General features: G+C 65.3%; 20 protein-coding genes. 7 read left to right on the top strand and 13 right to left on the bottom strand.

What is annotated here, in order from left to right:
- Positions 1 to 24: 24 nt before the first annotated feature.
- Together J2R78_RS38710 and gmk are read left to right on the top strand one after the other, a co-directional pair.
- Positions 25 to 912: a YicC/YloC family endoribonuclease gene (locus J2R78_RS38710; protein ID WP_028344801.1), complete on the top strand. Its 888-nt coding sequence runs from the start codon at positions 25 to 27 to the stop codon at positions 910 to 912.
- A gap of 3 nt (positions 913 to 915) precedes the next feature.
- Positions 916 to 1569, top strand: coding sequence for a guanylate kinase (gene gmk, locus J2R78_RS38705; RefSeq protein ID WP_253610024.1), 654 nt, complete (start codon positions 916 to 918; stop codon positions 1567 to 1569).
- Between the two features lie 59 nt (positions 1570 to 1628).
- Here the strand turns inward: gmk and J2R78_RS38700 are convergent, their stop codons facing one another.
- The 8 genes from J2R78_RS38700 to lptF form a co-directional block, all read right to left on the bottom strand.
- Positions 1629 to 2717 (bottom strand): hypothetical protein, encoded by a 1089-nt coding sequence (locus J2R78_RS38700; RefSeq protein WP_253608917.1) that lies wholly within the window; start codon positions 2715 to 2717, stop codon positions 1629 to 1631.
- A gap of 291 nt (positions 2718 to 3008) precedes the next feature.
- Positions 3009 to 4067 (bottom strand): alcohol dehydrogenase, encoded by a 1059-nt coding sequence (locus tag J2R78_RS38695; protein WP_253608916.1) that lies wholly within the window; start codon positions 4065 to 4067, stop codon positions 3009 to 3011.
- Positions 4068 to 4086: 19 nt separating this feature from the next.
- Positions 4087 to 4941 carry a 16S rRNA (adenine(1518)-N(6)/adenine(1519)-N(6))-dimethyltransferase RsmA gene (gene rsmA, locus J2R78_RS38690; protein ID WP_057019884.1) on the bottom strand — a complete coding sequence of 285 codons (855 nt, stop codon included), beginning with the start codon at positions 4939 to 4941 and terminating at the stop codon, positions 4087 to 4089.
- On the bottom strand, positions 4942 to 5943 hold the full coding sequence (gene pdxA, locus J2R78_RS38685) for a 4-hydroxythreonine-4-phosphate dehydrogenase PdxA (RefSeq protein WP_253608915.1): 1002 nt from the start codon (positions 5941 to 5943) through the stop codon (positions 4942 to 4944).
- A 17-nt stretch (positions 5944 to 5960) separates the two neighbouring features.
- The gene (locus J2R78_RS38680; RefSeq protein ID WP_092088232.1) at positions 5961 to 6908 is read right to left on the bottom strand and encodes a SurA N-terminal domain-containing protein; all 948 of its coding nucleotides are present in this window, start codon (positions 6906 to 6908) and stop codon (positions 5961 to 5963) included.
- Positions 6909 to 6994: 86 nt separating this feature from the next.
- Positions 6995 to 9412, bottom strand: coding sequence for an LPS-assembly protein LptD (locus J2R78_RS38675; protein WP_253608914.1), 2418 nt, complete (start codon positions 9410 to 9412; stop codon positions 6995 to 6997).
- 77 nt (positions 9413 to 9489) lie between these two features.
- Positions 9490 to 10587 (bottom strand): LPS export ABC transporter permease LptG, encoded by a 1098-nt coding sequence (gene lptG / locus J2R78_RS38670; RefSeq protein ID WP_028335173.1) that lies wholly within the window; start codon positions 10585 to 10587, stop codon positions 9490 to 9492.
- Entirely contained in the window at positions 10584 to 11750 is a 1167-nt protein-coding gene (lptF, locus tag J2R78_RS38665; RefSeq protein WP_016847429.1) for an LPS export ABC transporter permease LptF, read from the bottom strand. The genes lptG and lptF overlap by 4 nt, the downstream gene beginning before the upstream one ends.
- 369 nt (positions 11751 to 12119) lie before the next feature.
- On the opposite strand from lptF, the gene J2R78_RS38660 reads away from it, so the two are divergent.
- The 3 genes from J2R78_RS38660 (at position 12120) to J2R78_RS38650 (ending at position 14746) form a co-directional block, all read left to right on the top strand.
- Positions 12120 to 13622 (top strand): leucyl aminopeptidase, encoded by a 1503-nt coding sequence (locus tag J2R78_RS38660; protein ID WP_253608913.1) that lies wholly within the window; start codon positions 12120 to 12122, stop codon positions 13620 to 13622.
- A 15-nt stretch (positions 13623 to 13637) separates the two neighbouring features.
- On the top strand, positions 13638 to 14090 hold the full coding sequence (locus J2R78_RS38655) for a DNA polymerase III subunit chi (protein WP_057019887.1): 453 nt from the start codon (positions 13638 to 13640) through the stop codon (positions 14088 to 14090).
- 101 nt (positions 14091 to 14191) lie between these two features.
- Entirely contained in the window at positions 14192 to 14746 is a 555-nt protein-coding gene (locus tag J2R78_RS38650) for a hypothetical protein (RefSeq protein ID WP_083715152.1), read from the top strand.
- Positions 14747 to 15014: 268 nt separating this feature from the next.
- On the opposite strand, the gene J2R78_RS38645 is transcribed toward J2R78_RS38650, so the two are convergent.
- The 3 genes from J2R78_RS38645 to J2R78_RS38635 all read right to left on the bottom strand — a co-directional run bounded on the left by J2R78_RS38645 (position 15015) and on the right by J2R78_RS38635 (position 17641).
- Positions 15015 to 16877 carry an ABC-F family ATP-binding cassette domain-containing protein gene (locus J2R78_RS38645; RefSeq protein WP_253608912.1) on the bottom strand — a complete coding sequence of 621 codons (1863 nt, stop codon included), beginning with the start codon at positions 16875 to 16877 and terminating at the stop codon, positions 15015 to 15017.
- A gap of 106 nt (positions 16878 to 16983) precedes the next feature.
- A complete protein-coding gene (locus J2R78_RS38640; RefSeq protein WP_167350433.1) occupies positions 16984 to 17154 on the bottom strand; it encodes a hypothetical protein in 171 nt (56 codons plus the stop codon).
- A 223-nt stretch (positions 17155 to 17377) separates the two neighbouring features.
- Positions 17378 to 17641 carry a hypothetical protein gene (locus tag J2R78_RS38635; protein ID WP_018271306.1) on the bottom strand — a complete coding sequence of 88 codons (264 nt, stop codon included), beginning with the start codon at positions 17639 to 17641 and terminating at the stop codon, positions 17378 to 17380.
- Positions 17642 to 17987: 346 nt separating this feature from the next.
- Here J2R78_RS38635 and ndk point away from each other — a divergent pair, with 346 nt between their 5' ends.
- Complete coding sequence (ndk, locus tag J2R78_RS38630; RefSeq protein ID WP_016847423.1) at positions 17988 to 18410, top strand: nucleoside-diphosphate kinase; 423 nt, start codon at positions 17988 to 17990, stop codon at positions 18408 to 18410.
- A gap of 112 nt (positions 18411 to 18522) precedes the next feature.
- Entirely contained in the window at positions 18523 to 19362 is an 840-nt protein-coding gene (locus J2R78_RS38625) for a TerC family protein (protein ID WP_076831988.1), read from the top strand.
- Between the two features lie 114 nt (positions 19363 to 19476).
- Here J2R78_RS38625 and ppx read toward each other — a convergent pair whose 3' ends face one another.
- Positions 19477 to 20979 (bottom strand): exopolyphosphatase, encoded by a 1503-nt coding sequence (gene ppx / locus J2R78_RS38620; protein WP_225159070.1) that lies wholly within the window; start codon positions 20977 to 20979, stop codon positions 19477 to 19479.
- Positions 20980 to 20991: 12 nt separating this feature from the next.
- A complete protein-coding gene (locus J2R78_RS38615) occupies positions 20992 to 23196 on the bottom strand; it encodes an RNA degradosome polyphosphate kinase (RefSeq protein WP_076831991.1) in 2205 nt (734 codons plus the stop codon).
- Positions 23197 to 23285: the final 89 nt, after the last annotated feature.

The raw sequence follows: 23285 nt of genomic DNA, 5'->3' as shown, positions 1-23285 counted from the left end.
TCCTTCTGTTGGAGAGTTCACGCGATGGCGCTGTCGAGCATGACTGGCTTTGCCCGAAGCCATGGCGCAAGCGGTCCCTATACGTTCGAGTGGGAGCTGAAATCGGTCAATGCCAAGGGCTTTGACCTGCGGTTGCGGCTTCCGCCGGGCTGGGACGAACTGGAAGCGCTTGCCAAGAAGCGGGCCGGCGAGCTGCTGTCGCGCGGCACGGTCTACGCCAATCTCAGCGTCAAGCGCACCGACGCGGCGCAGACGATCCGGATCAATGAGGACGTGCTCGCCGCCGTGGTGAAGGTCGCCGGCACGCTCGCGCAGCGGATCGACGCGGTGGCGCCGAGCATCGACGGACTGCTCGGCATCAAGGGCGTCATCGAGGTGGTCGAGCCCGAGAGCAACGAGGACGAGGACAAGGCGGCGCGCGAGGCGGCGGCGATGGCCTTCGAGCAGGCGCTCGGCAGCCTTGTCGAGATGCGCCGCCGCGAGGGCGATGCGCTGGGGCAGATCCTGATGCAGCGGATGGACGAGATCGAACGGCTCGCCAGGCGCGCCGAGACCGCTCCCGGCCGCAAGCCCGAGGCGATCAAGGCGCGGCTTGCCGAGCAGATCGCGGCCCTGCTCGAGACGTCCGACCGCTTCGATGCCGACCGCTTGAATCAAGAGGCGATCCTGATCGCCACCAAGGCCGATATCCGCGAGGAGCTCGACCGCATCGCCTCGCACATCGCCCAGGCGCGCGAGATGATCGGCAAGGGCGGTCCGGTCGGGCGCCGACTCGACTTCCTCGCCCAGGAATTCAATCGCGAGGTGAACACCTGCTGCTCGAAGTCGAACGACGTCGAGCTGACCAACACCGGGCTTGAAATGAAGAACGTGGTCGAGCAGTTCCGCGAACAGGTCCAGAATCTGGAGTGAATGATGACGGCGCAGGGTTTTGACGGCGTAGAGCGGCGCGGACTGATGTTCGTCCTGTCGTCGCCGTCGGGCGCCGGCAAGACGACGCTGTCGCGCATGCTGCTGGAGCGCGAGCCGGGCCTGAAGATGTCGGTGTCGGCGACGACGCGGGCGATGCGGCCGGGCGAGGTCGAGGGCCGCGACTATTTCTTCGTCGACAAGAAGAAGTTCGAAAAGATGGTCGAGCAGGGTGAACTGCTCGAATGGGCCACCGTATTCGACAACCGCTACGGCACGCCGCGCGCGCCGGTCGAGGCGGCACTGGCGGTGGGGCAGGATGTTCTGTTCGATATCGACTGGCAGGGCACGCAACAGCTCCACCAGAAAGCCAGCGCCGATGTGGTGCGGGTGTTCATCCTGCCGCCGTCGGCCGCCGATCTCGAGAGGCGGCTGCATACCCGGGCGCAGGATTCGGAGGAAGTCATCCGCGGACGGATGAGCCGTGCCAGTCATGAGCTGAGCCATTGGGCGGAATACGACTACATCGTCGTCAACCAGAACGTCGACGATGCCTTTGCCGAGGTGCAGTCGATCCTGAAGGCCGAGCGCCTCAAGCGCGAGCGCCGCACCGGCCTTACCGAATTCGTGCGCGGCCTGCAGCGTCAGCTCGAGAAGTAGCGCGTTGCGGACGTGATGCGACCGCATCACGTCCGGTTGCATTTTTTCCTAAGCGGACCTTAATTCGTCGCGCTGCGCGCAAGCCGCTGCAGCATTGCGGCGATCTGCTTGTTGTCCTGCTCCCTTTGATCCCGATCACGCGTAGTCTCGCGACGTGGAGCTGGCTTCTCGGCGCGGCGTGGAGCGGGCGTTTCCGCACGGCGTGGAGCGGGCGTCTCCGCACGGCGCGGAACGGGCGTCTCGGCGCGGCGCGGCGCGGCCTCGGACAGCCGCAGCGGACGGTCCCGGCTGACAACTGCCATCGGGGGCGCCGGCTCGGTGTGCAGCGAATCCCACGGCGCCTGCCACTCGTCCTCGGTCTGGTAGGGCGCCGAGCGCCTGCGGGTCAGCCGGAACACCAGCGTGCTGACCAGGCCGGCCAGCGCCAGGGCTCCAACCATCACGATCAGCAGCATCTGCGTCGACGACGGTGACTTCTCGACGGATGCCTCGGCCGAGGCGGGCGCAGCAGGCACCGGCGCGGCCGCCGGTTGCGGCGTCGTGTCTGCCTGCGCAACCGCGGTCGGCTGGTCTGCGGCGCGCCTGGTTCCGTTGGTTCCGGCCATGCTCGATGCATCCAGCCATCTGGCGTTCACATCGGACGGCTGCGCGCTGGTACCGGCGGGCGTGGCTGACGGGTCGGGCGTCGCTGCCGTTCCGCCGGCCTGGCCGGCGTCGGCGCTTGGCGCAGGTACGGCTGCGACCTGCGGCGAGGGCCATTCGGCATGGGCATCGGCGACTGATCTGCGCATCGCCGGCTGCTGCGGCGCGGACTGGCTCTGCGGCGTCGGCTGGCTCTGTGGCGGCGTCGCGTCGGCCGTTGTGGTATCGGGCGCGGTTGCCGCTGGCGGCTGCGCGCTCGTGGTCGCCGTCTTGGCGGCCTTGTTCTTGGCCTCGCCGAGATACCAGCACTTCTTCTTGCTGCGATCGAGATGGTAGAACCAGTGGCTTCCCGCAGGCGCGGTTCCCTTGGGCGCGGACAGGCAGGTGTCTGCCGTGTTGGTGCTATTGGCCGTATTGGCGGCGGTCTGGGCCATGGCGCTGCAACTGGCGCCGGCCAGGATGCTGGCGGCAAGCGCCGCAGCGAATTTCGCTGAACGATTTGACATACGCGTCCCCGGTATCTCTTTTTTAACGCAAACGCTGGAGATTCCAATCTCGGCAAAGAGTTGGGTCGCAATGCGCCGCAAATCCGGAACGGGTAGGGCTTAATTGGGGCTCGCGGCGTGCCGCAATTGCGGCGAGCCCGAGGCCGCGGAACATGAACCGAACGATGGCTTGGTTCGACCGTCAGGTTCCATCGGAGCGGCCGCGTCCCGCCGGCGATAGCAGCACCGGCGGCACGTCATGTCTCAGCGTGATCTTTCGGAAAACCGCGTCACGCTTTTCCGGATCATGCTCTAGTTCTTCAGGATGATGCGTCCGACGACCTTGCCGGCGCGCAGCTCGTCGATCCATTTCTGGACGTCGGCCATCGGCTCTTCCTTCATCGGCGTCGGCCTGATCTTGCCGGCGCGCGCGAGCGCCATCAATTCCTGACCCTCGGCCAGCGTGCCGACCATGAAGCCTTCGATGGTCATGCGCTTGTACACCCACTGCACCATCGGCAGCGTGAACTGGCCGCCCATCAGGCCGGACACCACGATCTTGCCGCCGCGCGCGACCGTCGACACCGCAAACGCCATCGACTTCTCGTTGCCGGCAAAGTCGACGACGCCGTCGAAGCCGCCGTCGCTCTCCTTCAGCATGCGCTTGACGACATCGGGCTCTGCCGGGTCATAGGCGGCCGCCGCGCCGTTCTTCAGCGCGGTCTCGCGCGCCGCGGGGCTGAGATCGGCAACCGTGATCGGCTGCTTGAACATCGCCTGCGCGAACGACAGGCCCATCATGCCGACGCCGCCGAGGCCGATCAGCAGCAGATTGCGCTGGCGCGGACGATCGACGAGGCGCTTCAGCGCGCCATAGGCGGTGACGCCGGAGCACATCAGGGTGGCGGCCTGGTTGACCGGCAGCGGATCGTAATCGAGCAGGTATTTTGCGTCGGGCACCAGCACGTGGGTGGCGAAGCCGCCGTCGATCGAGACGCCGAGGAAGCGCTGCTTGACGCAGAGATTCTCGTCGCCGGCGAGGCAGTCGCGGCACTGGCCGCAGCCGATCCAGGGGAAGACGGCCTTCTTCGTCCCGATCAGATCCTTCGGCGCATCGGGGCCGACCTCGTCGACCACGCCCGCGATCTCATGGCCGAGCGTGAAGGGCAGGGTCATGCCGCGGGTGGTGTCGAGCTTCTTGCCGCCGCCGAGATCGGCGTAGCCGTCCTGGATGTGGAGATCGGAATGGCACAGGCCGCAGCGCTCGATGCGCACCAACACTTCGCGTCCCTGGGGCTTCGGCGTGTCGACGATGGTTTCGCACAGCGGTGCATCGAATTTGACGAGGGATTGGCGAACCATACGCGCCATTACGTTTTCTCCTGTTGTTCTATTTTGTGGCCCGTATATCGGCCAATTCCCGGGCCATGGCAACAAAGCCCGCGACCGGAATGGTTTCGGCGCGCCGTGTCGCGTCGATATCGGCTGCGGCAGCAAGCCGCGCCGGATCGACCGACAGCGATTTCAAACTCTGGCGCAGCATCTTGCGGCGCTGGCCGAAGGCGGCGGCTGCGACCTGCTCGAGCATGCGGCGGTCGCACGGCTCGGGCGCGGCGCGCGGTATCAATCGTACCACCGAGGACGTGACCTTCGGTTGCGGCACGAAGGCCGCGGGCGAGATGTCGAACAGGATCTTGGTCTCGGCGCGCCAGTTGGCGAGCACCGCGAGCCGGCCATACGCCTCCTCGTCCTCATGGGCGACGATGCGCTCGGCGACCTCGCGCTGGAACATCAGGACCATCATGTCGTACCAGGGCGGCCACGGCTCGATCGACAGCCAGTCGACCAGCAGCTGGGTCGCGATGTTGTAGGGCAGGTTGGCGACGATCTTGGCCTTGGCGCCATCGAGCAAGGGACGCGGGTCAAAGCGCTGCGCGTCGCCATGCACGATCTCGATGCGGCCGGGATAGCGCTTGGCGATATAGTCGAGCGCAGCCAGCGCCCGCTCGTCGCGCTCGATGGCGATCACGCGCTTGGCACCCAGCGCAAGCAGCGCGCGCGTCAAGCCGCCGGGACCGGGGCCGACCTCGATCACGGTGGAGTCTTCCAGCGGGCCCGCGGCGCGGGCAATGCGCGCGGTGAGGTTGAGATCGAGCAGAAAATTCTGGCCGAGCGATTTGCGCGCCGACAGCGAATGCTCGCGAATGACGTCGCGCAGCGGCGGCAGATCGTCGATCGTGCTCACTTAGCTTGATGCCGCGGCCATGCGCGCGGCGAGCCGGAGGGCGGCGATCAGGCTCGACGGATTGGCCTTGCCGGTGCCGGCGATATCGAATGCGGTGCCGTGATCGGGCGAGGTCCGGATGAAGGGCAGCCCCAGCGTGACGTTGACGGCGTCCTCGAACGCGACGGTCTTGATCGGGATCAGCGCCTGGTCGTGATACATGCAGATCGCGCAGTCGTAGGTCTTGCGCGCGGCTGCGTGGAACATGGTGTCGGCCGGCAGCGGGCCTCGGACGGCAATGCCGTCGCGGCGCAGGATCTCGACCGCGGGCGCGACGATCTCGACGTCTTCCATGCCGAGCGTGCCGTCTTCGCCGGCATGCGGATTGAGGCCGGCAATGGCGAGCCGCGGCGCTGCGAGGCCGAACCGCGCCTTCATGTCCGCGACCACGATCCGCGCGGTCGACACGATCAGGTCGGTCGTCAATTGCGCCAGCGCCTCGCGGACCGACACATGGATCGTCACCGGGACAACGGCGAGCGCCGGTGACCACAGCATCATCACCGGCTGCGGCGCGCGCCCGCCGCTTGCGGCAAGCTCGGCCAAGAACTCTGTGTGGCCGGGATGCCGGAAGCCGGCGCGGTACAGCACGTTCTTGGCGATCGGATTCGTGACGACGGCGCTGGCCTTGCCGGCGGCGACATCGGCGACGGCCTGCCGGATCGATGCCAGCGCCGCATCGGCACTCGTGCCGTCGGGCTGGCCCGGTCGCGCCGTCGCCGTCTTGCTGGTCGCAACTACGGGAAGGGCGCGTGCGAACGTCGCGGATGCCTCCGCGGCGCTGACCTCGGCCAACTCGACGGCAAGCCCGAGCGTCTTGGCGCGTTCGGCAAGCGCGGCGCGGTCACCCAGCAGATAGAACGGCGGGAGATCGAGTTCGCGGCGGCACAGCCATGCGGCGAGCGTGATGTCGGGGCCGATGCCTGCGGGCTCGCCGGATGTAAGTGCGAGAGGTTGAGCCATGCGTCAACGATAGTCGATCATCGCCCGCCTGGATATTCGATCATCGCGGCTTTTCGGACTTCCTGCAGGTAGGCCTTCGACTTCGCCTCGTACTTCTGCACGTACATCTTGTCGCGCATCTCACGCTTCTTCGGCGTGTCGACGGTGGTTGCCTTCCTGCCGCAGAGGGCGACCATTTCAACGCCCTGCTTGGTGACCTCGGGAGGGGTGAGGTGGCCGACCGGGGTCTTGTCCAGGATGTCGCGCAGCGACTGCGGCAGGTCAGCCGAGGTCTTCACGACGATCTCGCGGATCGCGGCGTTGCGCATCGACTTGAAGAAGGTGTTGGCTTCCTCGCAACTGGTAACGCGCTCGCGCAGGCTGTCCGCTTCCTTGCGGCGTCCCTCGAACTCCGACTGCGGCGCGCCGCGGGGCACGATCAGAACGACCGGCTGCATCCTGTATTCGAATGCCTCGGCCTCAGCCGCGCCTCCGGTCTCCTTGACCGCGTTGGCCACGTCCTTTTCGCCAACCTGCAGGCTTTCCTTGAAGCGGCCGCGGACCAGGCTGGTCCAGACCATGTCGGCCCTGATGCGTTGCTTCAGCGTGTCCGGGCGGATGCCCTTGCCCTCGAGCACCTTGGTGAGTTGGTCGCCGGAAAGCCGCATCCGCTGCGCCATGCCGCCGAAGGACTGGTCGATATCGCCGGCGGAGGGATCGACGCCGAATTTCTTGGCTTCCTTGATCTTCAGCTTCTCATCGATCAGCTCGTCGAGGACGGTCTTCCGATCAGGCGTCTTGCCGCCGGTCAGGGCGTTCAGCTTGGCGCGCTGCTCGATGTCGTAATTGGTGATGGGCTCGCCATTGACCATCACGGCGATGGTCTGGGCATGCAGTCGCGCACCGCCTCCGAGCAGGAGGAAAAGAGCCAGCAGGGAACTCAACACTAGCTGATGGCGGCGCGTTGGCAGGCTAGCGGTCGTCATTATCGTCATGTCAGCCGTTTAAACCAATTCAAGCCGGAGCCACAGGCCCGCAGGCAATCCAAGCACCCCGCCAGACCGCTCGCTCGCTACTGCATGCCAGCCGAACTGCTGGACGTGGAGGTCTGCGCGATCGTCCGCAGCCCGATCTGGAACATGAACGCGTGGCTGAGGACGGGCGGCGTCGAGCCGGCCTGATAGGTATAGGACGTGACATAGTTGGCGGCCAGCACGAAGCAGTCGTCCACATAGCCCGCGCCGAACGCGTACTGGTTGATTTTGTTCGCTTCAAGGTCCCAGCGCGCCGCGCCCTGAACCACCCAGTTCGCCGCCACCTTGATCGATCCGCTGGCGAGGATGCCTTCGCGGCGCGTCAAATAGCCAAGCTCCGGCTGCGCGGCATAGTCGCCGTACATCAGGCTGACCGACCAGCGGTCGAAGTTCGCGCTGGCCTGGGCCTCGAACCGGTTGATGTTCCAGGTCGCCTCGTCCATCCGCGAGCGGACGCTGAACGTGTAGGTGCGGTTGGGCGAGTAGGCGAGGCTCGCGACATAGTCCGAGCGCGGATTCTGCAGGCCGGAATCGATGCCGGTGTTGGTGACGTCCGCGACTGCGAACGAGTTCAACCCGAACATCTGGTAGGACTGTCCGAACATCGCCTTGACGCTGCCGCCGCGATCGAACTGCGTGGTGGCCTGCACGCCGACATTGGCGCGGCTGCCGCCTTCGACGCGGTCGTAGCCCGAGAACTTGTCGATCGCGAACAGGTTCGAGGTGTCGAACACCAGGCTCTGCGCGTCCTCGTTCGGAAGCTTGCCGGCGCTGGGTTCGTCGGGCCGGATGATGACTTGCGCAATCGGCTCGATGGTCGTCGTGCCCCACGGCTGCACGTTGATGAAGGGGTAGCGGTACTCGAAGCCGACGGTCGGCATCAGGCGGACCGTCTGGGTGTCGCCGACCGGCAGGAAGTTGGAAACGCCCGGCTGGTTCGAGATGTCGGCGTTGATGGCATCGGCGCGGACACCGACGAACGGCGTCCAGATCTGGCCGAGCGGGTCGGTATAGGATTTACGCCACTGCGCCTCGGCGGTCAGCCTTGTGTAGGTGCCCGGCATGCCGCGCAGCAGGCACTGCGACGGCGTGCGCGCCATCGGGTCCGCGGATGTGGTCAGGCACAGGCCGTTGGTGTTGGCCGTCGTCGTGATCGGGTCGAACACCGCGGTTTCGCGGGTCAGGTTGGTGAAGTTCACCTTGTAGCTGAACTCGCCACCGAAGATCGGGCTGTTGATCACGTTGTTGTAGTCGATAACGGGCGCGACCACCGGAACCTGGTTCTGGTTGCCGGAGTAGCTGAGATAATAGATCGCGCGTGCGTCGAAGAAGCTGCGGTTGCCGACGCCGGTCAGATAGAGCTGCGAGATCGCCTCGGTCGGCAGCGACAGGAACGATCCGAACGGATCCTTGTACTGGGCCAGCCGGTAATCGGACATGAAGTAGTAGTCGGACAGCAGCACGCCGTCCCAGCCCCAGGTCCATTTGTCGTTCAGCGCGAACTGACCCTTGGTCTCGATGCCGCCGCGGAACTGGCGGTCACCGGGCTGGCCGGCGAAGGCGCCTTGATCAAGCTGGTCGATGCCGTAGAGCCGGATCTGATAGGCGCCGTTCGACAGGCGCTGACGGAATTCGCCCTGGAACAGCACGCCCTGCTTCGAGGTGATGCGCGGATTGAACGTCGCGTCGAAGTCCGGCGCGAGCGCGAAGTAATAGGGGATTTCGACGCCGACGCCGAACGCCGAATACGTGGTGAAGCCCGGCATCAGGAAGCCGCTCTTGCGCTTCACGGTCGGATCGGGCGTCGAGAAATAGGGCAGATACGCCATCGGAACGCCGAAGAACTCGAGCTGGGCGTTCTCGAAATAGAGCATCTTCTCGGTCTGGTTATGGATGATGCGCGCGCCCTTGACCTGCCAGAGCGGCGGCTTCTTCGGATCATCCTTACAGGGCGCACAGGCGGTATAAACGCCGTTGTCGAACACCGTGTAATTGCCGCTGGACCGATCGGCGCGGGTCGCCGCCATGCGGGTCTGGTCTTCGGTATCGACGCGCAGCGAATCGACGAACCCGTCGCGGTAGTCGTCGCTGAGATCAAGGATGTTGGCGTAGGTGATCTTGCCTTCCGCATCGGTCATGCGGATGTTGCCTTCGGCATGAAGACGCTTGGTCTTCTGATCGTAGATGACCTTGTCGGCCTCGACGCTGGTGCCGTTGTAGAACATCTGGACGTTGCCGACGGCCGAGATGCGCTGGTTGTTGTAGTCGTAATCGACCTCGGTCGCCTGAACCAGCATCTGCCCGTCATTCTTGGCCGGCGGGCGGGGCGGCTTCGGCGGACGCGGATTGTAGGTGAAGGCCTGCGCGGCAGCCGGCGTCGACGCGACAACATCGAGCGCGCTGACCACGACGAACGCGGCGAGGAGAGCTGAGATCGAAACGCCAAACGCGGCCATGCGGCTCCGTTGACGGCGCAGGACACTGCGCCGCCCGAGAGCAGGCGACCTCAACTGGCGGGCGGCGACGAGAGCCACTACCCGTCCTCCTGGTACAGCAAGGCTAAGAAACCGGTGAGGCTGCCCACAACGACAGGCAACCACGCCGCAGCGATGGGATGCATCAACTCAGCCTTGCTCAAATCTTCAGTTACTTTCGACAGCACGTAGAGCAGAAAGCCTGCGCCCACGCCACTCAAAACCATCTTCTGCACGCCGCCCATCCGAAAGAAGCGGAGGCTCACAGAAGCCGCCAACATCACCATCGCAGCCAGCAAAAACGGCTGTGCGATGAGCTTGTGATACTGCAAGCGATAGCCAGCCGTCGCGAACCCTGAGCTCTCCGACGAACGGATGTAGTTCGGCAGTTGCCAAAAGGACACAGTTTCCGGGGTGGAGAAACTGTTGCGCACCTGTGCCGGGGTAAGGGTGGTGGTCAGGTAGAAGGTGTCCTGATCCACCGGAGGCTTATCGAGGGTGAATCGGCGCACGCCCTTGAACACCCAACGGCCGTCTTCGAGCGCCGCTTCGCGCGCTTCGATTCGCTCCTTGAACTGGAGCGCCGTATCGAATCGGAACACGGTGAGGCCGGTCAGCCGCACGCCCTGCTGCTCGCTGCGGGCCGCATTGATGATCGCCTGACCCTCGTCGTTGATCTGGTTCAGCCAGAAGCCGGACGCGTCCTGAATGCCGCCGCCTGGCGCCGAGCCGAACAGCTCGGCTTCCATCCGTTTGGACAGCTCGCGCAGATTGGCCGATACTGGATTGTAGGCGGTGGTCGCGAAGATGCCGAGCATGATCGCACTGGCCAGCGCCGGCGAGATGAATTGCCAGGCCGAGACGCCGGCGGCGCGGGCCACGACGAGCTCCAGCCGACGCGACAAGGCGAGGTAGCAGGTCATGGCGCCGATCAGCACGCAGAACGGCATCAGCTTCTCGAGCAGCTGCGGCACCCGGAATAGCGAAGTCTCCGCCACCGTGATCGCGGAGGCCGAGACGAGGCCCGACGTCTTGCGCACCATCTCGATGTAATCGACCAGCACGAGCAGCACGAAGATGCCCGCGAACACGCCCACCGCCGCGACCACGAAGCGGCCGGCGAAATAACGCCCGAGCGTGTTTGTGACCATGCTCATGCGGTTGCCGGCCTCCGGAAGAGGCGCGCAATGCGCTCGTTGTTCCTGTTGATCGCTTCCATCAGCCGCGGCGGCGGTTCGACGACCACGCCGCCGACGATCATCCAGATGCCGATGCCGATGCCGCCGAACAGCATCAGATACTGCACCAGCGCCGCGAGCGGCGTCTTGACCGCCATAACCGAGCAGGCGAACCCGACCATGCGCAGGCCGAACACCGCGAATACCGAGCCGCCGATCGAGAAATTGCGGCTCTGGCGCGTGGTGCGCGGCGCGCCGAGGAAGGCGAAGGTGAGGGCAGCGAACGCGAACGGATAGATCGGCGCCATGAAGCGATCATGCAGCTCCGCGAAGAACTGGCCCGACAGCTGCTGATAGGTCTTGTCTTCCTCGTCCGGCCACATCAGCTCCCAGAGATAGCGCTCGCGAATCCCGAGCGTGACGTCGCGGCCCTGCGAGAATTTCGACATGTCAAAGGCGTAACGGGCGAACGCGACCAGCGCCGGATCGCGCTTGCCAACCTCGAACCGCTGCAGATTGCCGTCATAGAGCACGAGGTACGAACCTCGATCGGTCTTCTGCACGGTGCCGTGGTCGGCGATGATGGTGACGCGCTCCTGCGGATCGCGGCGATCGTCGACGAAGACGCCGCCGAGCACGCCGCCGGGCAGGCGCTCGCGGATCCGGATCGTCAAGTTCTGGTCGAGCTGGGCGAAGCGGCCGGGCTGCAGGATGTTGGTCAGCACGTCGGCGGTGATCTCGGCGTCCCACTGCTTGATTCGGCGCATGCCGTCGGGGGCGAGATAGGCGCCGATGAAGGCGACCAGCGCCGCCACCACGCAGGTGGCAAGGAAGAACGGCCGGAACAGCCGGATCGGCGAGAAGCCCGCCGCGTTCATGACGATGATTTCGGAATCGGTCGCGAGCTTGTTCAGCGTGTGGGAGATCGCGATCATCAGCGCGATCGGGGCGATGATCAGCACCAGGGCGGGAATCACGAGACCGGTGATGCCAAGGAAGGTGAGGATGGTCTGACCCTGGCTGGTCATCAGGTCGATGCCGCGCAGCGCTTGCGTAATCCAGATCACGCCGGTGAGGCTGACCAGGACAAGCGCAAACGACGCCAGCGTCGTTTTAAAGATGTACTTGTCGATCGACCCCATCGCTACCGCACGACCCCCAAGGCCCCCTGCACGCAACCAAACGCACGGCTTCGACCATCCCCGTCAACCCGGGTTCCCCTATGGTCGAGCCGCGGATCCGTCCGGCTCACTCTCTAGTCACTCTCTCACTACCATCCCTTTGATCCGTCAACAAAATGGCCGGGCCAAGGCACGCTTAATTTATGGTTAATTAATCGCTTTTGTGGCCTTCCGGCCACTCCGGCGCTTGGCAGCGGCGCAGCCGGCAGGTCATAGTGTATGACAAGCCCGGTCCGGGCTGGTTCCGGACCGCCATCGCAATGCTCACCCCGCGTGCCGGAAGGACCGCCTCAGGTCCGAGCAACACCCTGAGTTCTGGAGGATTTTCCTATGTCCGACGCCGTCAAGGTCGGCTTTGTTCCGATCTCCGCGTCCGCTCGCGGTATTCTGGTGGTCTTGTGCGACGACCAATTGAAGCTGGGAGCCGCCGCCCGGAAGGCGCTGGGAGCTGCCGCCGAGACGGTCAAGCGGGCCGCGGCCGCCAACCAGTTCAAGGGCAAGAGCGGGGCGGTCCTCGACATCCTGGCGCCGGAGGGAATCAAGGTCGAGCGGCTGATCGTGATCGGCACCGGCAAGGCCGCCGACCTCAAGGAGAAGGATTTTCTCAAGTTTGGCGGCGCGGCGGCCGGCAAGCTCAATGCCGGCAGCGGTTCGATGACCGTGGTCGCGGAACTGCCCGATACCGCGATGGCCGCCGGCCAGGCCGCCGCGATCGCCACCGGCATCCGTCTGCGCGCCTACAAGTTCGACCGCTACAAGACCAAGAAGAAGGACGGCGAGGACGGCGCCCTGCGGGCCGACGTCTCGATCGCCGTCGACGATGTTGCCGCCGCCAGGAAGGCCTATGCGCCTGAAGCGTCCGTCGTCGACGGTGTGAATCTGGCGCGTGAGCTCGTCAACGAGCCGCCGAACGTGCTGTATCCCGAGGAATTCGCACGCCGCGCCAGCCAACTTCGCAAGCTCGGCGTCAGCGTCGAGGTGCTCGACGTCAAGGCGATGACCAAGCTCGGCATGGGTGCGCTGCTCGGCGTCGCGCAGGGATCGGCACGGCCCGGCCGCACCGTGATCATGCGCTGGAACGGCGGCAAGAAGAGCGAGGCGCCGGTCGCGTTCGTCGGCAAGGGCGTCTGCTTCGACACCGGCGGTATCTCCATCAAGTCGGCCGGCGGCATGGAGGATATGAAGGGCGACATGGGCGGTGCGGCCTGCGTGGTCGGGCTGATGCACGCGCTCGCGGCGCGCAAGGCCCGCGTCAATGCGGTCGGTGCCATCGGCCTTGTCGAGAACATGCCCGACGGCAATGCGCAGCGTCCGGGCGACATCGTCACCTCGATGTCCGGCCAGACCATCGAAATCATCAACACGGACGCCGAGGGACGCCTCGTGCTCGCCGACGTGCTCTGGTACGTCGCCAAGAAGTTCAAGCCGAAATTCATGGTCGATCTGGCCACGCTGACCGGCGCGATCATGGTCGCGCTCGGCACCGATCACGCCGGCATGTTCTCCAACAACGACGAGCTCGCCGAGCGCCTGGCCAAGGTCGGCCTCGAGACCGGCGAGAAGGTGTGGCGCATGCCGCTCGGTCCCGAATACGACAAGCAGATCGATTCGCAATTTGCCGACATGAAGAACACCGGCGGGCGCAACGGCGGCTCGATCACGGCAGCGCAATTCCTGCAGCGTTTCGTCGACGGCACGCCGTGGGCGCATCTCGACATCGCCGGCACCGCGATGGGCGCGCCGAAGACCGAGATCAATCAGAGCTGGGGTTCGGGTTATGGCGTCCGGCTGCTCGAGCGGCTGGTCTCCGACTATTATGAAGCCAGGAAATAGAGTGTCGGCCGGCGCATGACCGAGGTTCTGTTCTACCACCTGCAGAACATCACGCTGGAGAGCGTGCTGCCGCCGCTGCTCGAGAAGTCGCTCGAGCGCGGCTGGCGCGTGGTCGTGCAATCGACGTCACAGGAGCGTGCCGAGACGCTCGACGCGCATCTGTGGACCTACAGCGACGATTCGTTCCTGCCGCACGCGACCTCGCGCGTCGCCGACGCGCAGGACCAGCCGATCATCCTGTCGATCGAGGAGAGCAATCCGAATCGGGCCAATGTCCGCTTCCTGGTCGACAATGCGGCGTTGCCGGCCGACTGCGACAGCTACGAGCGGGTGGTCCTCGTGTTCAACGGCGACGACCCCGACGCGGTGGCCTCGGCCAGGGAAAGCTGGACCGCTTGCAAGGCGCGCGGCTTCGAGGTCACCTATTGGCAGACCGACGAGCGGGGACGTTGGCAGCGGCGCCAATAGCGATAGCTACTAATTAATGATAATTCGACGTTTCTTGGGGCGGGCCACGGTCATGCCGCAAAGTGATGTTCGGACAAGCCCTTAGGTAAGGGGTAGGAGCTTTGTCGATCGTGCGGGACGGAACATTCAGTCGGAAGTCGCTGCTGGCGTTGCTGGTGCTTGCACCGGGACTTGCCGGCTGTTCGGGCGCCGGATCCGATTTGTTTTCGCGCGATGCGGAATGGTTCTCGCGTCCCGGGCGGGTGTTCATCCGCAACATCTCGATCGAATCGCCGCCACTGACGCCGGACAAGCCGGTAACCAACGACGATCTCGTCAGTGCCGACGGCAGCTGTCCAGGCATGGCACCGCCGCCGGGCGCCACCGATGCCAACGCGCAGGCCGGCGGTGCACCGCCGCCGCAGCCAACGGGCGGCAGCGTTGCACTCGGCCACACTGAATGCGACGTCGTGCGCGGCATCGGCGCGCCCGACAGCGTCAACCTGTCCAGTGCTCCGGGCGGCGGGCGCGTTGCGGTCGTGACCTGGTCGCGTGGCGCGCGCGCCGGCATCTACACCTTTACCTCGGGGCGCCTGTCGTCCGTCGAACGCGGCCCGGATCCCGTGCCCGAGCCGAAGCAGGCGAAGCCGAAGAAGAAAAAGACCTCGCACGGCTAGAGCGTTTTCGCCGCAGCGGCAGATCGATGCCTGCATGCGCGGGCATGATACCGGACGCGCGGACATCACACCGGATAGATGAGAGCCCCGGCTCTCTCCACACGTCGTCCCTGCCTAGTGCGCAATTGCGCACGGGAGCAGGGACCCATACGCCGCGGCCGATGTGGTTGAGCGGACTCGTCGTTCGACGATCGCGCAGCAACGACCATCTGTGGTTATGGGTCCCTGCTTTCGCAGGGACGACATCGGATATGTGGCTCCGCCCGGTCTAACTCGCCGCTTCGTCGAGTTCGGCGCTGGCTTCCAGCCAGTCTTCCTCGGCGCGCTGTAACGCGCTCTCGGCGCCGGCGCGCGCCTTGGTCAGTTGCGCGGCCTGCTTGGGGTCGCGGGTAAAAATATCGGGCAATGCGAGTGCGGTATCGATCTTGGCGATGATGGCGTTGATGCGCTCGATCTCGGCCTCAGCTTGCGCGACCCGCTGCCTGGGTGAAGCACGCTTCTCGTTGCGGATGCGCTCCGGCTTCGCGGCCTCCTTGACGCGCTCGCGCGAGGCCGGCCGGCCGTCATTGGCCGACAGGATCATGCGTCGATATTCGTCGAGATCGCCGTCATAGGCCGTGACGGTCTGGTTGGCCACGACCCACAGGCGGTCGGCGCAGGCCTCGATCAGATAGCGATCATGCGAGACCATGATGATGGCGCCGGGGAATTCGTTGATCGCCTCCGCGAGCGCCGCACGGCTGTCGATATCGAGGTGGTTGGTCGGCTCGTCCAGGATGATCATGTTCGGGCCGTAGAACGTGGCAAGCCCCAGCAGCAGCCGCGCCTTCTCGCCGCCCGACAGGCTCTTCACCAGCGTGTCGCCGGCCTTGCCGGAGAAGCCGATCGCGCCGACGCGGCCGCGCACCTTGCTCTCCGGCGCCTCCGGCATCAGCTTGCGGATGTGATCATAGGGCGAGCCGTCGAGATTGAGCTCGTCGACCTGGTGTTGGGCGAAATAGCCGACCGACAGCTTGTCGGCCCTCGTGATCCGGCCGGCAAACGGCGCGAGCTTGCCCGCCAGCAGCTTGACCAGCGTCGACTTGCCGTTGCCGTTGGCCCCTAACAGCGCGATGCGGTCGTCGGTATCGACGCGCAGCGTCACGCGATTGAGCACCGGCTTGCCGGGCTCGTAGCCGACCGAGACGTCATCGACCGCGATGATCGGCGGCGACAGCAGCTTCTCCGGCGCCGGGAACGAGATCTCATGAACATCCTGGGTCACCAGCGCGGTGATCGGCTTCATCCGCTCCAGCATCTTCACGCGCGACTGCGCCTGCCGCGCCTTCGAGGCCTTGGCCTTGAAGCGGTCGACGAAATCCTGCAGGCGCTTGCGCTCATCGGCCTGCCGCTTGGCGTGCTTGGCGTCGAGCAACTCGCGCGCGGCGCGCTGTTCCTCGAACGAGGAATAGGTGCCCTTGTAGAGCGTCAGTCTGCCGCGATCGAGGTGCAGGATCTGATCGACCGAGGTGTCCAGCAGGTCGCGATCGTGGCTGATCACGATCACCGTGCGCGGATAGTTGGCGAGGTGGTTCTCGAGCCACAACGTGCCTTCGAGATCGAGATAGTTGGTCGGCTCGTCCAGCAGCAAGAGGTCGGGCGCGGAGAACAGCGTCGCCGCCAGCGCCACGCGCATGCGCCAGCCGCCGGAAAATTCCGCGCACGGCCGCGCCTGGTCTGATGTCGAGAAGCCGAGGCCGGAGAGGATCGCCGCGGCACGGGCGGGCGCGGAATGGGCGTCGATGTCGACCAGCCGGGTCTGGATTTCGGCAATCCGGTGCGGATCGTGCGCCGTCTCGGCCTCGCGCAGCAGCGCGTCGCGCTCGAGATCGGCCTTCAGCACGACGTTGATCAGGCTTTCGGGCCCGTCGGGCGCTTCCTGCGCGAGGCTGCCGATACGCCAGCGCGGCGGAAGCGCGATGCTGCCGCTCTCGGTCGGGATGTCGCCCCGGATGGCGTGAAACAGCGTCGATTTGCCGACGCCGTTGCGGCCGACAAATCCGACGCGGGCTCCGGGTACAATTTGCACCGAACTGTGATCGATCAACAGCCGTCCGGCGATCCGGACCGAGATGTCAGTGATGGAGAGCATGCAGCGTTGTCACCGGACCCGCCGCCAAACGCAACCCCGTCTGTTCGTAAAATCTCTCCCGGAGCTGTTGCAAAACGCAATTGGGCTGCTGGTCAGCCCTCAACATCTAATGGCGATCGCCTTCCCGTCGTTGCATCTCATCGAGGAGTTGCTGCAGGCGAGACGAAAGTGCGGGCTCTGGCCGCATGCTTTGCTGAAGCCGTTCGCCTACGGCATCGCAGATGTAACGGCAGGTCTTGTGATCAATCTGATCGGCGTCCTTGTCGATCTTGCTCATTGTCATCGTCATGGCATGTCTCTTGGCGAGTTCCACCTCGCATGTTCGAGTAGCTCCTCGCCATGACAAGTCGCGACCCCGAATTTGGTTTCCGCGCCTTGCTCTCGCCTTGAGGTAGTGGGTCCCATCATATGCCCGGGTTCCCCCGGCGGACCCGAAAAAAGCCCCGGCGCGAGGGCCGGGGCGAGAAGCAAGTCAGGGGAGCAGTCGTAGATTCGATGGATCAGTAGCAGCGGTTGACCAGGCGCCAGCGGGGCCCCCACGGGGTCGGCACCACGCGGCGCACGTAGCAGCCGCCGCCGTAGCCATAACCGCCGTAATAGGCCGGGCCGCCGACGATGACGCGCGGACCGCCCCACCAGCCGTGGTGCCATCCACCGTGCCAGCCGCCATGCCAACCACCCCACGCAGAAGCGGAGGTCGGGGCGAGCGCGGCGGCACCGAGCGAAACCGCGGCGACGGCGGCAAGCGAGAGTTTGCGTAACATGATCGTCTCCTCGAGGTATGGGCGCGCGCGACGCGCCCGCGGTGACATTTCCCGAGACGTCCTGTGAGGCTTGCGGATGGGGGGCCAGCAAGGCGTCCGATCGCTGCAGAGCCTATGTGACTTGAGCTGAACGGCAGCGGCACGGCGCTGACAGAATGGGTTCACCTAGGTGAAATCGCGGTAAGTTGGCCGAGCCGGCCGCTGTCCGGAGGGCGCCCTAACGACGGTTTTCGTCGTGAAAATGCGTCAAAACTAAAGGCTAACGCGTCACAGGGTCGCTTGCCGTTATCCCATCGCGCCGATATAAGCCCCGGCAACTCCCAGCCAAGTTTACAAGGACGAAATCATGGCGATTGAACGCACCTTTTCGATCATCAAACCCGACGCCACCGAGCGCAACCTGACCGGCGCGGTCAATGCGGTGATCGAGAAGGCGGGCCTGCGGGTCGTGGCGCAGAAGCGCATCCGCATGACCCGCGGCCAGGCCGAGACCTTCTACGCCGTCCACAAGGCGCGTCCGTTCTTCGGCGAGCTGGTCGACTTCATGACTTCGGGCCCGGTTGTGGTCCAGGTGCTGGAAGGCGAGGGCGCTATCCTGAAATATCGCGACGTGATGGGCGCGACCGACCCGTCGAAGGCCGCTGAAGGCACCATCCGCAAGCTCTATGCGAAGTCGATCGGCGAGAACTCGGTGCACGGTTCGGATGCGCCGGAGACCGCGGTGATCGAGATCGCGCAGTTCTTCGCCGGCAACGAGATCGTCGGCTGACACCGTATTGCTGAAAGTGGCGCGGTCTCCCGAGGAGACCGCGTCGAAGTAGAACCGGGGAGCGGCGGACGACCGCCGCCAGGGGCGGCCGCAAGGCCGAATAGGACTCGCTGTGGACTGGCTGTGGCAGATCTTTGATCCGGCGTACATCGGCGCGTTCTTCACCGAATTCAAGAACGAGATGGCGACGCCGACGTTCTGGGTCGCCGTCGGCAAGATCATCTGGATCAACGTCCTGCTGTCGGGCGACAACGCGCTCGTGATCGCGCTCGCCTGCCGCGGGCTCGCGCCGCGCCAGCGCCTGTGGGGCATGATTCTCGGCGCCGCCGCGGCAGTGCTGCTGCGCGTCATCTTTACCGGCATCGTCGCCAGCCTGATGGAGCTTCCCTATTTGAAGCTGGTCGGCGGACTGGCGCTGATCGTGATTGCCGCCAAGCTGCTGGTGCCGGAGCAGGAGGACGAGGACAGCGTGCACGCGGCCGCGCATCTGTGGGCCGCGGTTCAGATCGTCGTCGTCGCCGACATCGTGATGAGCCTCGACAATGTGATCGCCGTGGCTGCCGCCGCTAATGGCAGCGTGCCGCTGCTGGTGCTCGGACTTGCGATCAGCGTTCCCCTGATCGTTGCCGGCGCGGCGCTGATCATGGCGCTGCTCACCAAGCTGCCGGTCCTGGTCTGGGCCGGTGCCGCGCTGCTCGGCTGGATCGCGGGCGACGTCATCGCGACCGATCCTGCCGTGCATCCGAAGCTGGACGCGCTGTTCGCCGGACCGCTCGGTACCAAGCTCGATTCCTGGCTGACGTCGGTCGGGATGTCGCCGCAATTCGCGCATGGCGGCAATGGCGGCGAGATCGCGCTCGCAGTGCTCGGTATCATCGTGGTGCTGGTCGTGGGGTCGATCTGGCGCCGCCACGCACTCCGCAAGGCCAAGCACGCCGCCAAGGCGGCGTGAGGTCTAAATCGCGATGCGATTTGGTCGAGCTCGTTGTTTGAGCATGATCTCCGCGCAAACGCATGCCGCGTTTGTCGCGAGGGAAAACCGCTTCGCACTTTTCCGGATCATGCCCTAGCGCCGCACGATCGAGCCGGCGCGCCCGACCAGCCGCGCCAATTGCTTGAAGCGGCTGCCGACGCGGTCGGCGACCAGATCCACCATCCGGTGCTCGAACACCAGCATCAGCTTGCGGCCCTGGGTGCGGAAATGGGTTGCCGGCAGCACGCCGGTGCGCGCCGCCGTGATCAGATGCGCGACGCGAAATGCGGCGCCGAGCACGCGGGCGCGCTCGTCCATCGCCGGCGTCACCAGCGCGCGGATCTGCGGCGGCGGCTCGTTTTCCTCGCTGAGCCCGGCGTAGCGATAGAACACCGAGAGCGCGACGAAGGCGCGGCCCTGATGCGTGATCGAGCCGAAATTGCCGTTCATGATCAGGCTGAGGGTTTCCTCGCCGCGATGATCGGGATGCACCCGCCAGCCGATGTCGGAGAGCAGGCACGCGACGTGCCGCAGCCTGCGGTCTTCCTCGGTCTCGCGCAGCCTGACGACGCGCACCAGCCGGTCGGTCCACGCCGTCAGCTCCTGGGCGTGGCGGGCCGAGCGCGACAGCAATTCGTTGAGGTTCTGCGCGGCGCACAGCAGTCCGTCCTTGGCGCGTTCGGCCTGCGGCAGCATCTCGTAGAGCAGGCCCTCGCGTACGCCGAAGGTCGAGAACACGATGGTCTTCGGCTGGGCCACGCGGATGATGTATTCGAGCACGAGCGCGGCATAGGCCAATAGCGGCCGCCGCGCGTCGGCGACCGACTCGATATTGGCCAGCATGTTGGTGGCCGCCAGCCGTCGCAGCCGCTGCGCGAAGTCGAGTGCGTCGGCCGCCGGGATCGAATAGCCGTGCATCACCTTGAGCGGGTAGCCGCTCTGGATGATGTGAATGCGCGCCAGCGCACGCCAGGTGCCGCCGACCGCGTAGAAGGTACGGCCACGCCCGGTCTTGAGCTGGGCGACGCCGAGCAGCTCGTTCTTGACGATGCGCTCGGCGCGCTTGAGCGATTTGTTGGAGAGGTCCTGCAGCGCGAGGCTGCCGAGCGGCAACGTCACGCCGCTGCGCACGCGGCTGCCCTTGACATCGATTAGTTCAAGCGAGCCGCCGCCGAGATCGCCGACGATGCCGTTCGGATTGTGCACGCCCGAGACGACGCCGAGCGCGGACAGCTTCGCTTCACGCGGTCCGGTGAGGATCTCGATCTTGGCGCCGCAGATGCGCTCGGCCTTGGCGATGAAGTCCGGACCGTTCTTGGCGTCGCGGCAGGCCGCGGTTGCGATCGCGTAGACGCGGCCGACTTGCTGGATCTTGCACAGCGCGCGAAAACGGCGCAGCGCGGTGAGCGCCTTGTTGACGGCATCGGTTGCGAGCAGGCCGGTGCTCTGCACCTCGCGCCCGAGTCCGCACAGCGCCTTCTCGTTGAAGATGGTGATGAGGCTGCGCGCCATCGCCTCGTAGACCACGAGACGAACCGAGTTCGAGCCGATATCGATGACAGCGACGCTGGAAGCGCGCTTCCGCGGCCGCTTCACCGTAAGGCCCCCTTAAGACGATGGCTGCTGACGCTCGTTGCGACGCGTGAGACGGCGCGGTGAAGATTCCTTGAGAGACTTACCACGGCCGGACAGACTCGGATTTGTCATGAAGTAGTCATGCAGATTGAAGGGCTCTTCGCCTTTCGCGGCCTTCATACGCGTTGACGACCCATCCGGCAACAATTGCCAGCTTTGCTCGGTGTCCTTCAGGTTCGCGACCATGATCTGTTCGAGAACCTGCTGATGCACCGTGGGATTTTGCAGCGGACAGAGAACCTCGACGCGGCGGTCGAGGTTCCGCGGCATCATGTCGGCGGACGAGATATACACAGCAGCTTTTGTGCTCGGCAGGCCCTGACCCATGCCGAAGCAATAGATTCGGCCGTGTTCCAGGAACCGGCCGATCACCGATTTGACGCGGATGTTCTCCGACAGTCCCGGCAGCCCCGGCCGCAGGCAGCAGATGCCGCGCACCACGAGCTCGACCGAGACGCCGGCCTGCGAGGCCTCGTACAGCGCGTCGATGATATCGGGATCGACCAGCGCATTCATCTTCATCCAGACCGCGCCGGGCCGGCCGTGCTTGACGTGCGCGATCTCGCCATGGATGTGCTCGATGATCCGCTTGCGCAGCGTCAGCGGCGACACCGCCATCTTCTCGATGTCGCTCGGCTCGGCATAGCCGGTGATGTAGTTGAAGACCCGCGCGACGTCGCGGCCGATGATCGGATCCGAGGTGAAGTAGGAGAGGTCGGTGTAGATGCGCGCGGTGACCGGGTGATAGTTGCCGGTGCCGGTGTGCACATAGGTCGTGAGATTGCCGCCCTCGCGGCGCACCACCATCGACAGCTTGGCATGCGTCTTCAATTCGATGAAGCCGTAGACCACCTGCACGCCGGCGCGTTCGAGGTCGCGGGCCCAGCGGATGTTGGCTTCCTCGTCGAAGCGCGCCTTCAGCTCGATCAGCGCGGTCACCGACTTGCCGGCCTCGGCGGCTTCCGCCAGCGCGCGCACGATCGGCGAATTGTTCGAGGTGCGATAGAGCGTCTGCTTGATCGCGACCACGTCGGGATCGCGTGCCGCCTGCTGCAGGAACTGCACCACGACGTCGAAGGATTCGTAGGGGTGATGGACCACGAGGTCCTTCTGGCGGATGGCGGCGAAGATATCGCCGCCATGATCGCGCACCCGCTCGGGGTGGCGCGGCACATAGGGCGGGAATTCGAGGTCGGGGCGATTGAGGCGGGTGAGCTGCGACAGCTCGTTCATCGCCAGCACGCCGTCGACCAGGATCACTTCGTCGTCTGCGGCCGACAAGGCGTGCTGCACGAAGATGCGCAGCTCCTCTGGCATCGTGGCCTCGATCTCAAGCCGGATCACCGACCCGCGGCGTCGCCGCTTGAGCGCGGTCTCGAACAGGCGAACGAGGTCTTCGGCCTCTTCCTCGATTTCGAGTTCGGAGTCTCTGATGATGCGGAATGCGCCCTGGCCCTTGACCGTGTAGCCGGGGAACAGGCGGCCGATGAAGAGACCGGTGGCCTGCTCCAGCGTGATCAGCCGCGCCGGCGCGCCTTCCTTGGTGGAGGGGATGCGGATGAAGCGGTCGATCTTGCCGGGCATGCGGATCAGCGCGTTCATCGCCTTGCCGTCGGAGATCCGCGACAATTGCAGCGCCACCGTGAAGCCGAGATTCGGGATGAACGGGAAGGGATGCGCCGGGTCGATCGCCAGCGGCGTCAGCAGCGGGAAGATGCTGTGGAGGAAGTGATCCTCGATCCAGCTGCGCTCGGACTTGGTGACGTCGCGGCCGTCGACCAGCTGGATGCCGACCTTGGCCAGGATATCCCGCAGGTCGCTCCAGATCGCCTGCTGGTCGGAGGCGAGCTGCGAGACGGTCTTGTTGATCATCACGAGTTGATCGGCCGGCAGCAGGCCGTCCGGGCTGCGCTCGGTAATGCCCTCGCGGACCTGCGCCTTGATGCCGGCGACACGGACCATGAAGAACTCGTCGAGGTTATTCGCCGAAATCGACAGGAAGCGGACCCGCTCCAGCACGGGATGGCCGAGATTGACCGATTCCTCGAGCACCCGCCGGTTGAAGTGCAGCCAGGAGAGCTCCCGGTTGATGAAGCGTTCGGGGCTGGTCGCGATTGCGGGAATGGCGGGAAATTCCGCCTCTTTTTCTTTGATTTCAGTAGCTTGTGCCGAGTCCATAAAGTGCTGGTCCAATTCAGGGCAGGGGCCGGGGCGGTGTAGCCGAGAGCCGCAGAGACCATGTGATATTGCGATGACGTTTCGATGAC

The organism is Bradyrhizobium sp. USDA 4538 (assembly GCF_024171045.1).
In the GTDB taxonomy this organism is placed as follows: domain Bacteria; phylum Pseudomonadota; class Alphaproteobacteria; order Rhizobiales; family Xanthobacteraceae; genus Bradyrhizobium; species Bradyrhizobium australafricanum.
The sequence above is the reverse complement of the archived record's forward strand: the minus strand, read 5'-3'. Positions and strand labels throughout refer to the sequence as shown.

Bases quoted from the DNA above. Each gene is read 5' to 3' on its own strand.
- J2R78_RS38710 (WP_028344801.1), top strand. From the start codon at position 25: ATGGCGCTGTCGAGCATGACTGGCTTTGCCCGAAGCCATGGCGCAAGC.
- gmk (WP_253610024.1), top strand. From the start codon at position 916: ATGACGGCGCAGGGTTTTGACGGCGTAGAGCGGCGCGGACTGATGTTC.
- J2R78_RS38700 (WP_253608917.1), bottom strand. From the start codon at position 2,717: ATGTCAAATCGTTCAGCGAAATTCGCTGCGGCGCTTGCCGCCAGCATC.
- J2R78_RS38695 (WP_253608916.1), bottom strand. From the start codon at position 4,067: ATGGCGCGTATGGTTCGCCAATCCCTCGTCAAATTCGATGCACCGCTG.
- pdxA (WP_253608915.1), bottom strand. From the start codon at position 5,943: ATGGCTCAACCTCTCGCACTTACATCCGGCGAGCCCGCAGGCATCGGC.
- J2R78_RS38680 (WP_092088232.1), bottom strand. From the start codon at position 6,908: ATGACGACCGCTAGCCTGCCAACGCGCCGCCATCAGCTAGTGTTGAGT.
- J2R78_RS38675 (WP_253608914.1), bottom strand. From the start codon at position 9,412: ATGGCCGCGTTTGGCGTTTCGATCTCAGCTCTCCTCGCCGCGTTCGTC.
- lptG (WP_028335173.1), bottom strand. From the start codon at position 10,587: ATGAGCATGGTCACAAACACGCTCGGGCGTTATTTCGCCGGCCGCTTC.
- lptF (WP_016847429.1), bottom strand. From the start codon at position 11,750: ATGGGGTCGATCGACAAGTACATCTTTAAAACGACGCTGGCGTCGTTT.
- J2R78_RS38660 (WP_253608913.1), top strand. From the start codon at position 12,120: ATGTCCGACGCCGTCAAGGTCGGCTTTGTTCCGATCTCCGCGTCCGCT.
- J2R78_RS38655 (WP_057019887.1), top strand. From the start codon at position 13,638: ATGACCGAGGTTCTGTTCTACCACCTGCAGAACATCACGCTGGAGAGC.
- J2R78_RS38645 (WP_253608912.1), bottom strand. From the start codon at position 16,877: ATGCTCTCCATCACTGACATCTCGGTCCGGATCGCCGGACGGCTGTTG.
- J2R78_RS38640 (WP_167350433.1), bottom strand. From the start codon at position 17,154: ATGAGCAAGATCGACAAGGACGCCGATCAGATTGATCACAAGACCTGC.
- J2R78_RS38635 (WP_018271306.1), bottom strand. From the start codon at position 17,641: ATGTTACGCAAACTCTCGCTTGCCGCCGTCGCCGCGGTTTCGCTCGGT.
- ndk (WP_016847423.1), top strand. From the start codon at position 17,988: ATGGCGATTGAACGCACCTTTTCGATCATCAAACCCGACGCCACCGAG.
- J2R78_RS38615 (WP_076831991.1), bottom strand. From the start codon at position 23,196: ATGGACTCGGCACAAGCTACTGAAATCAAAGAAAAAGAGGCGGAATTT.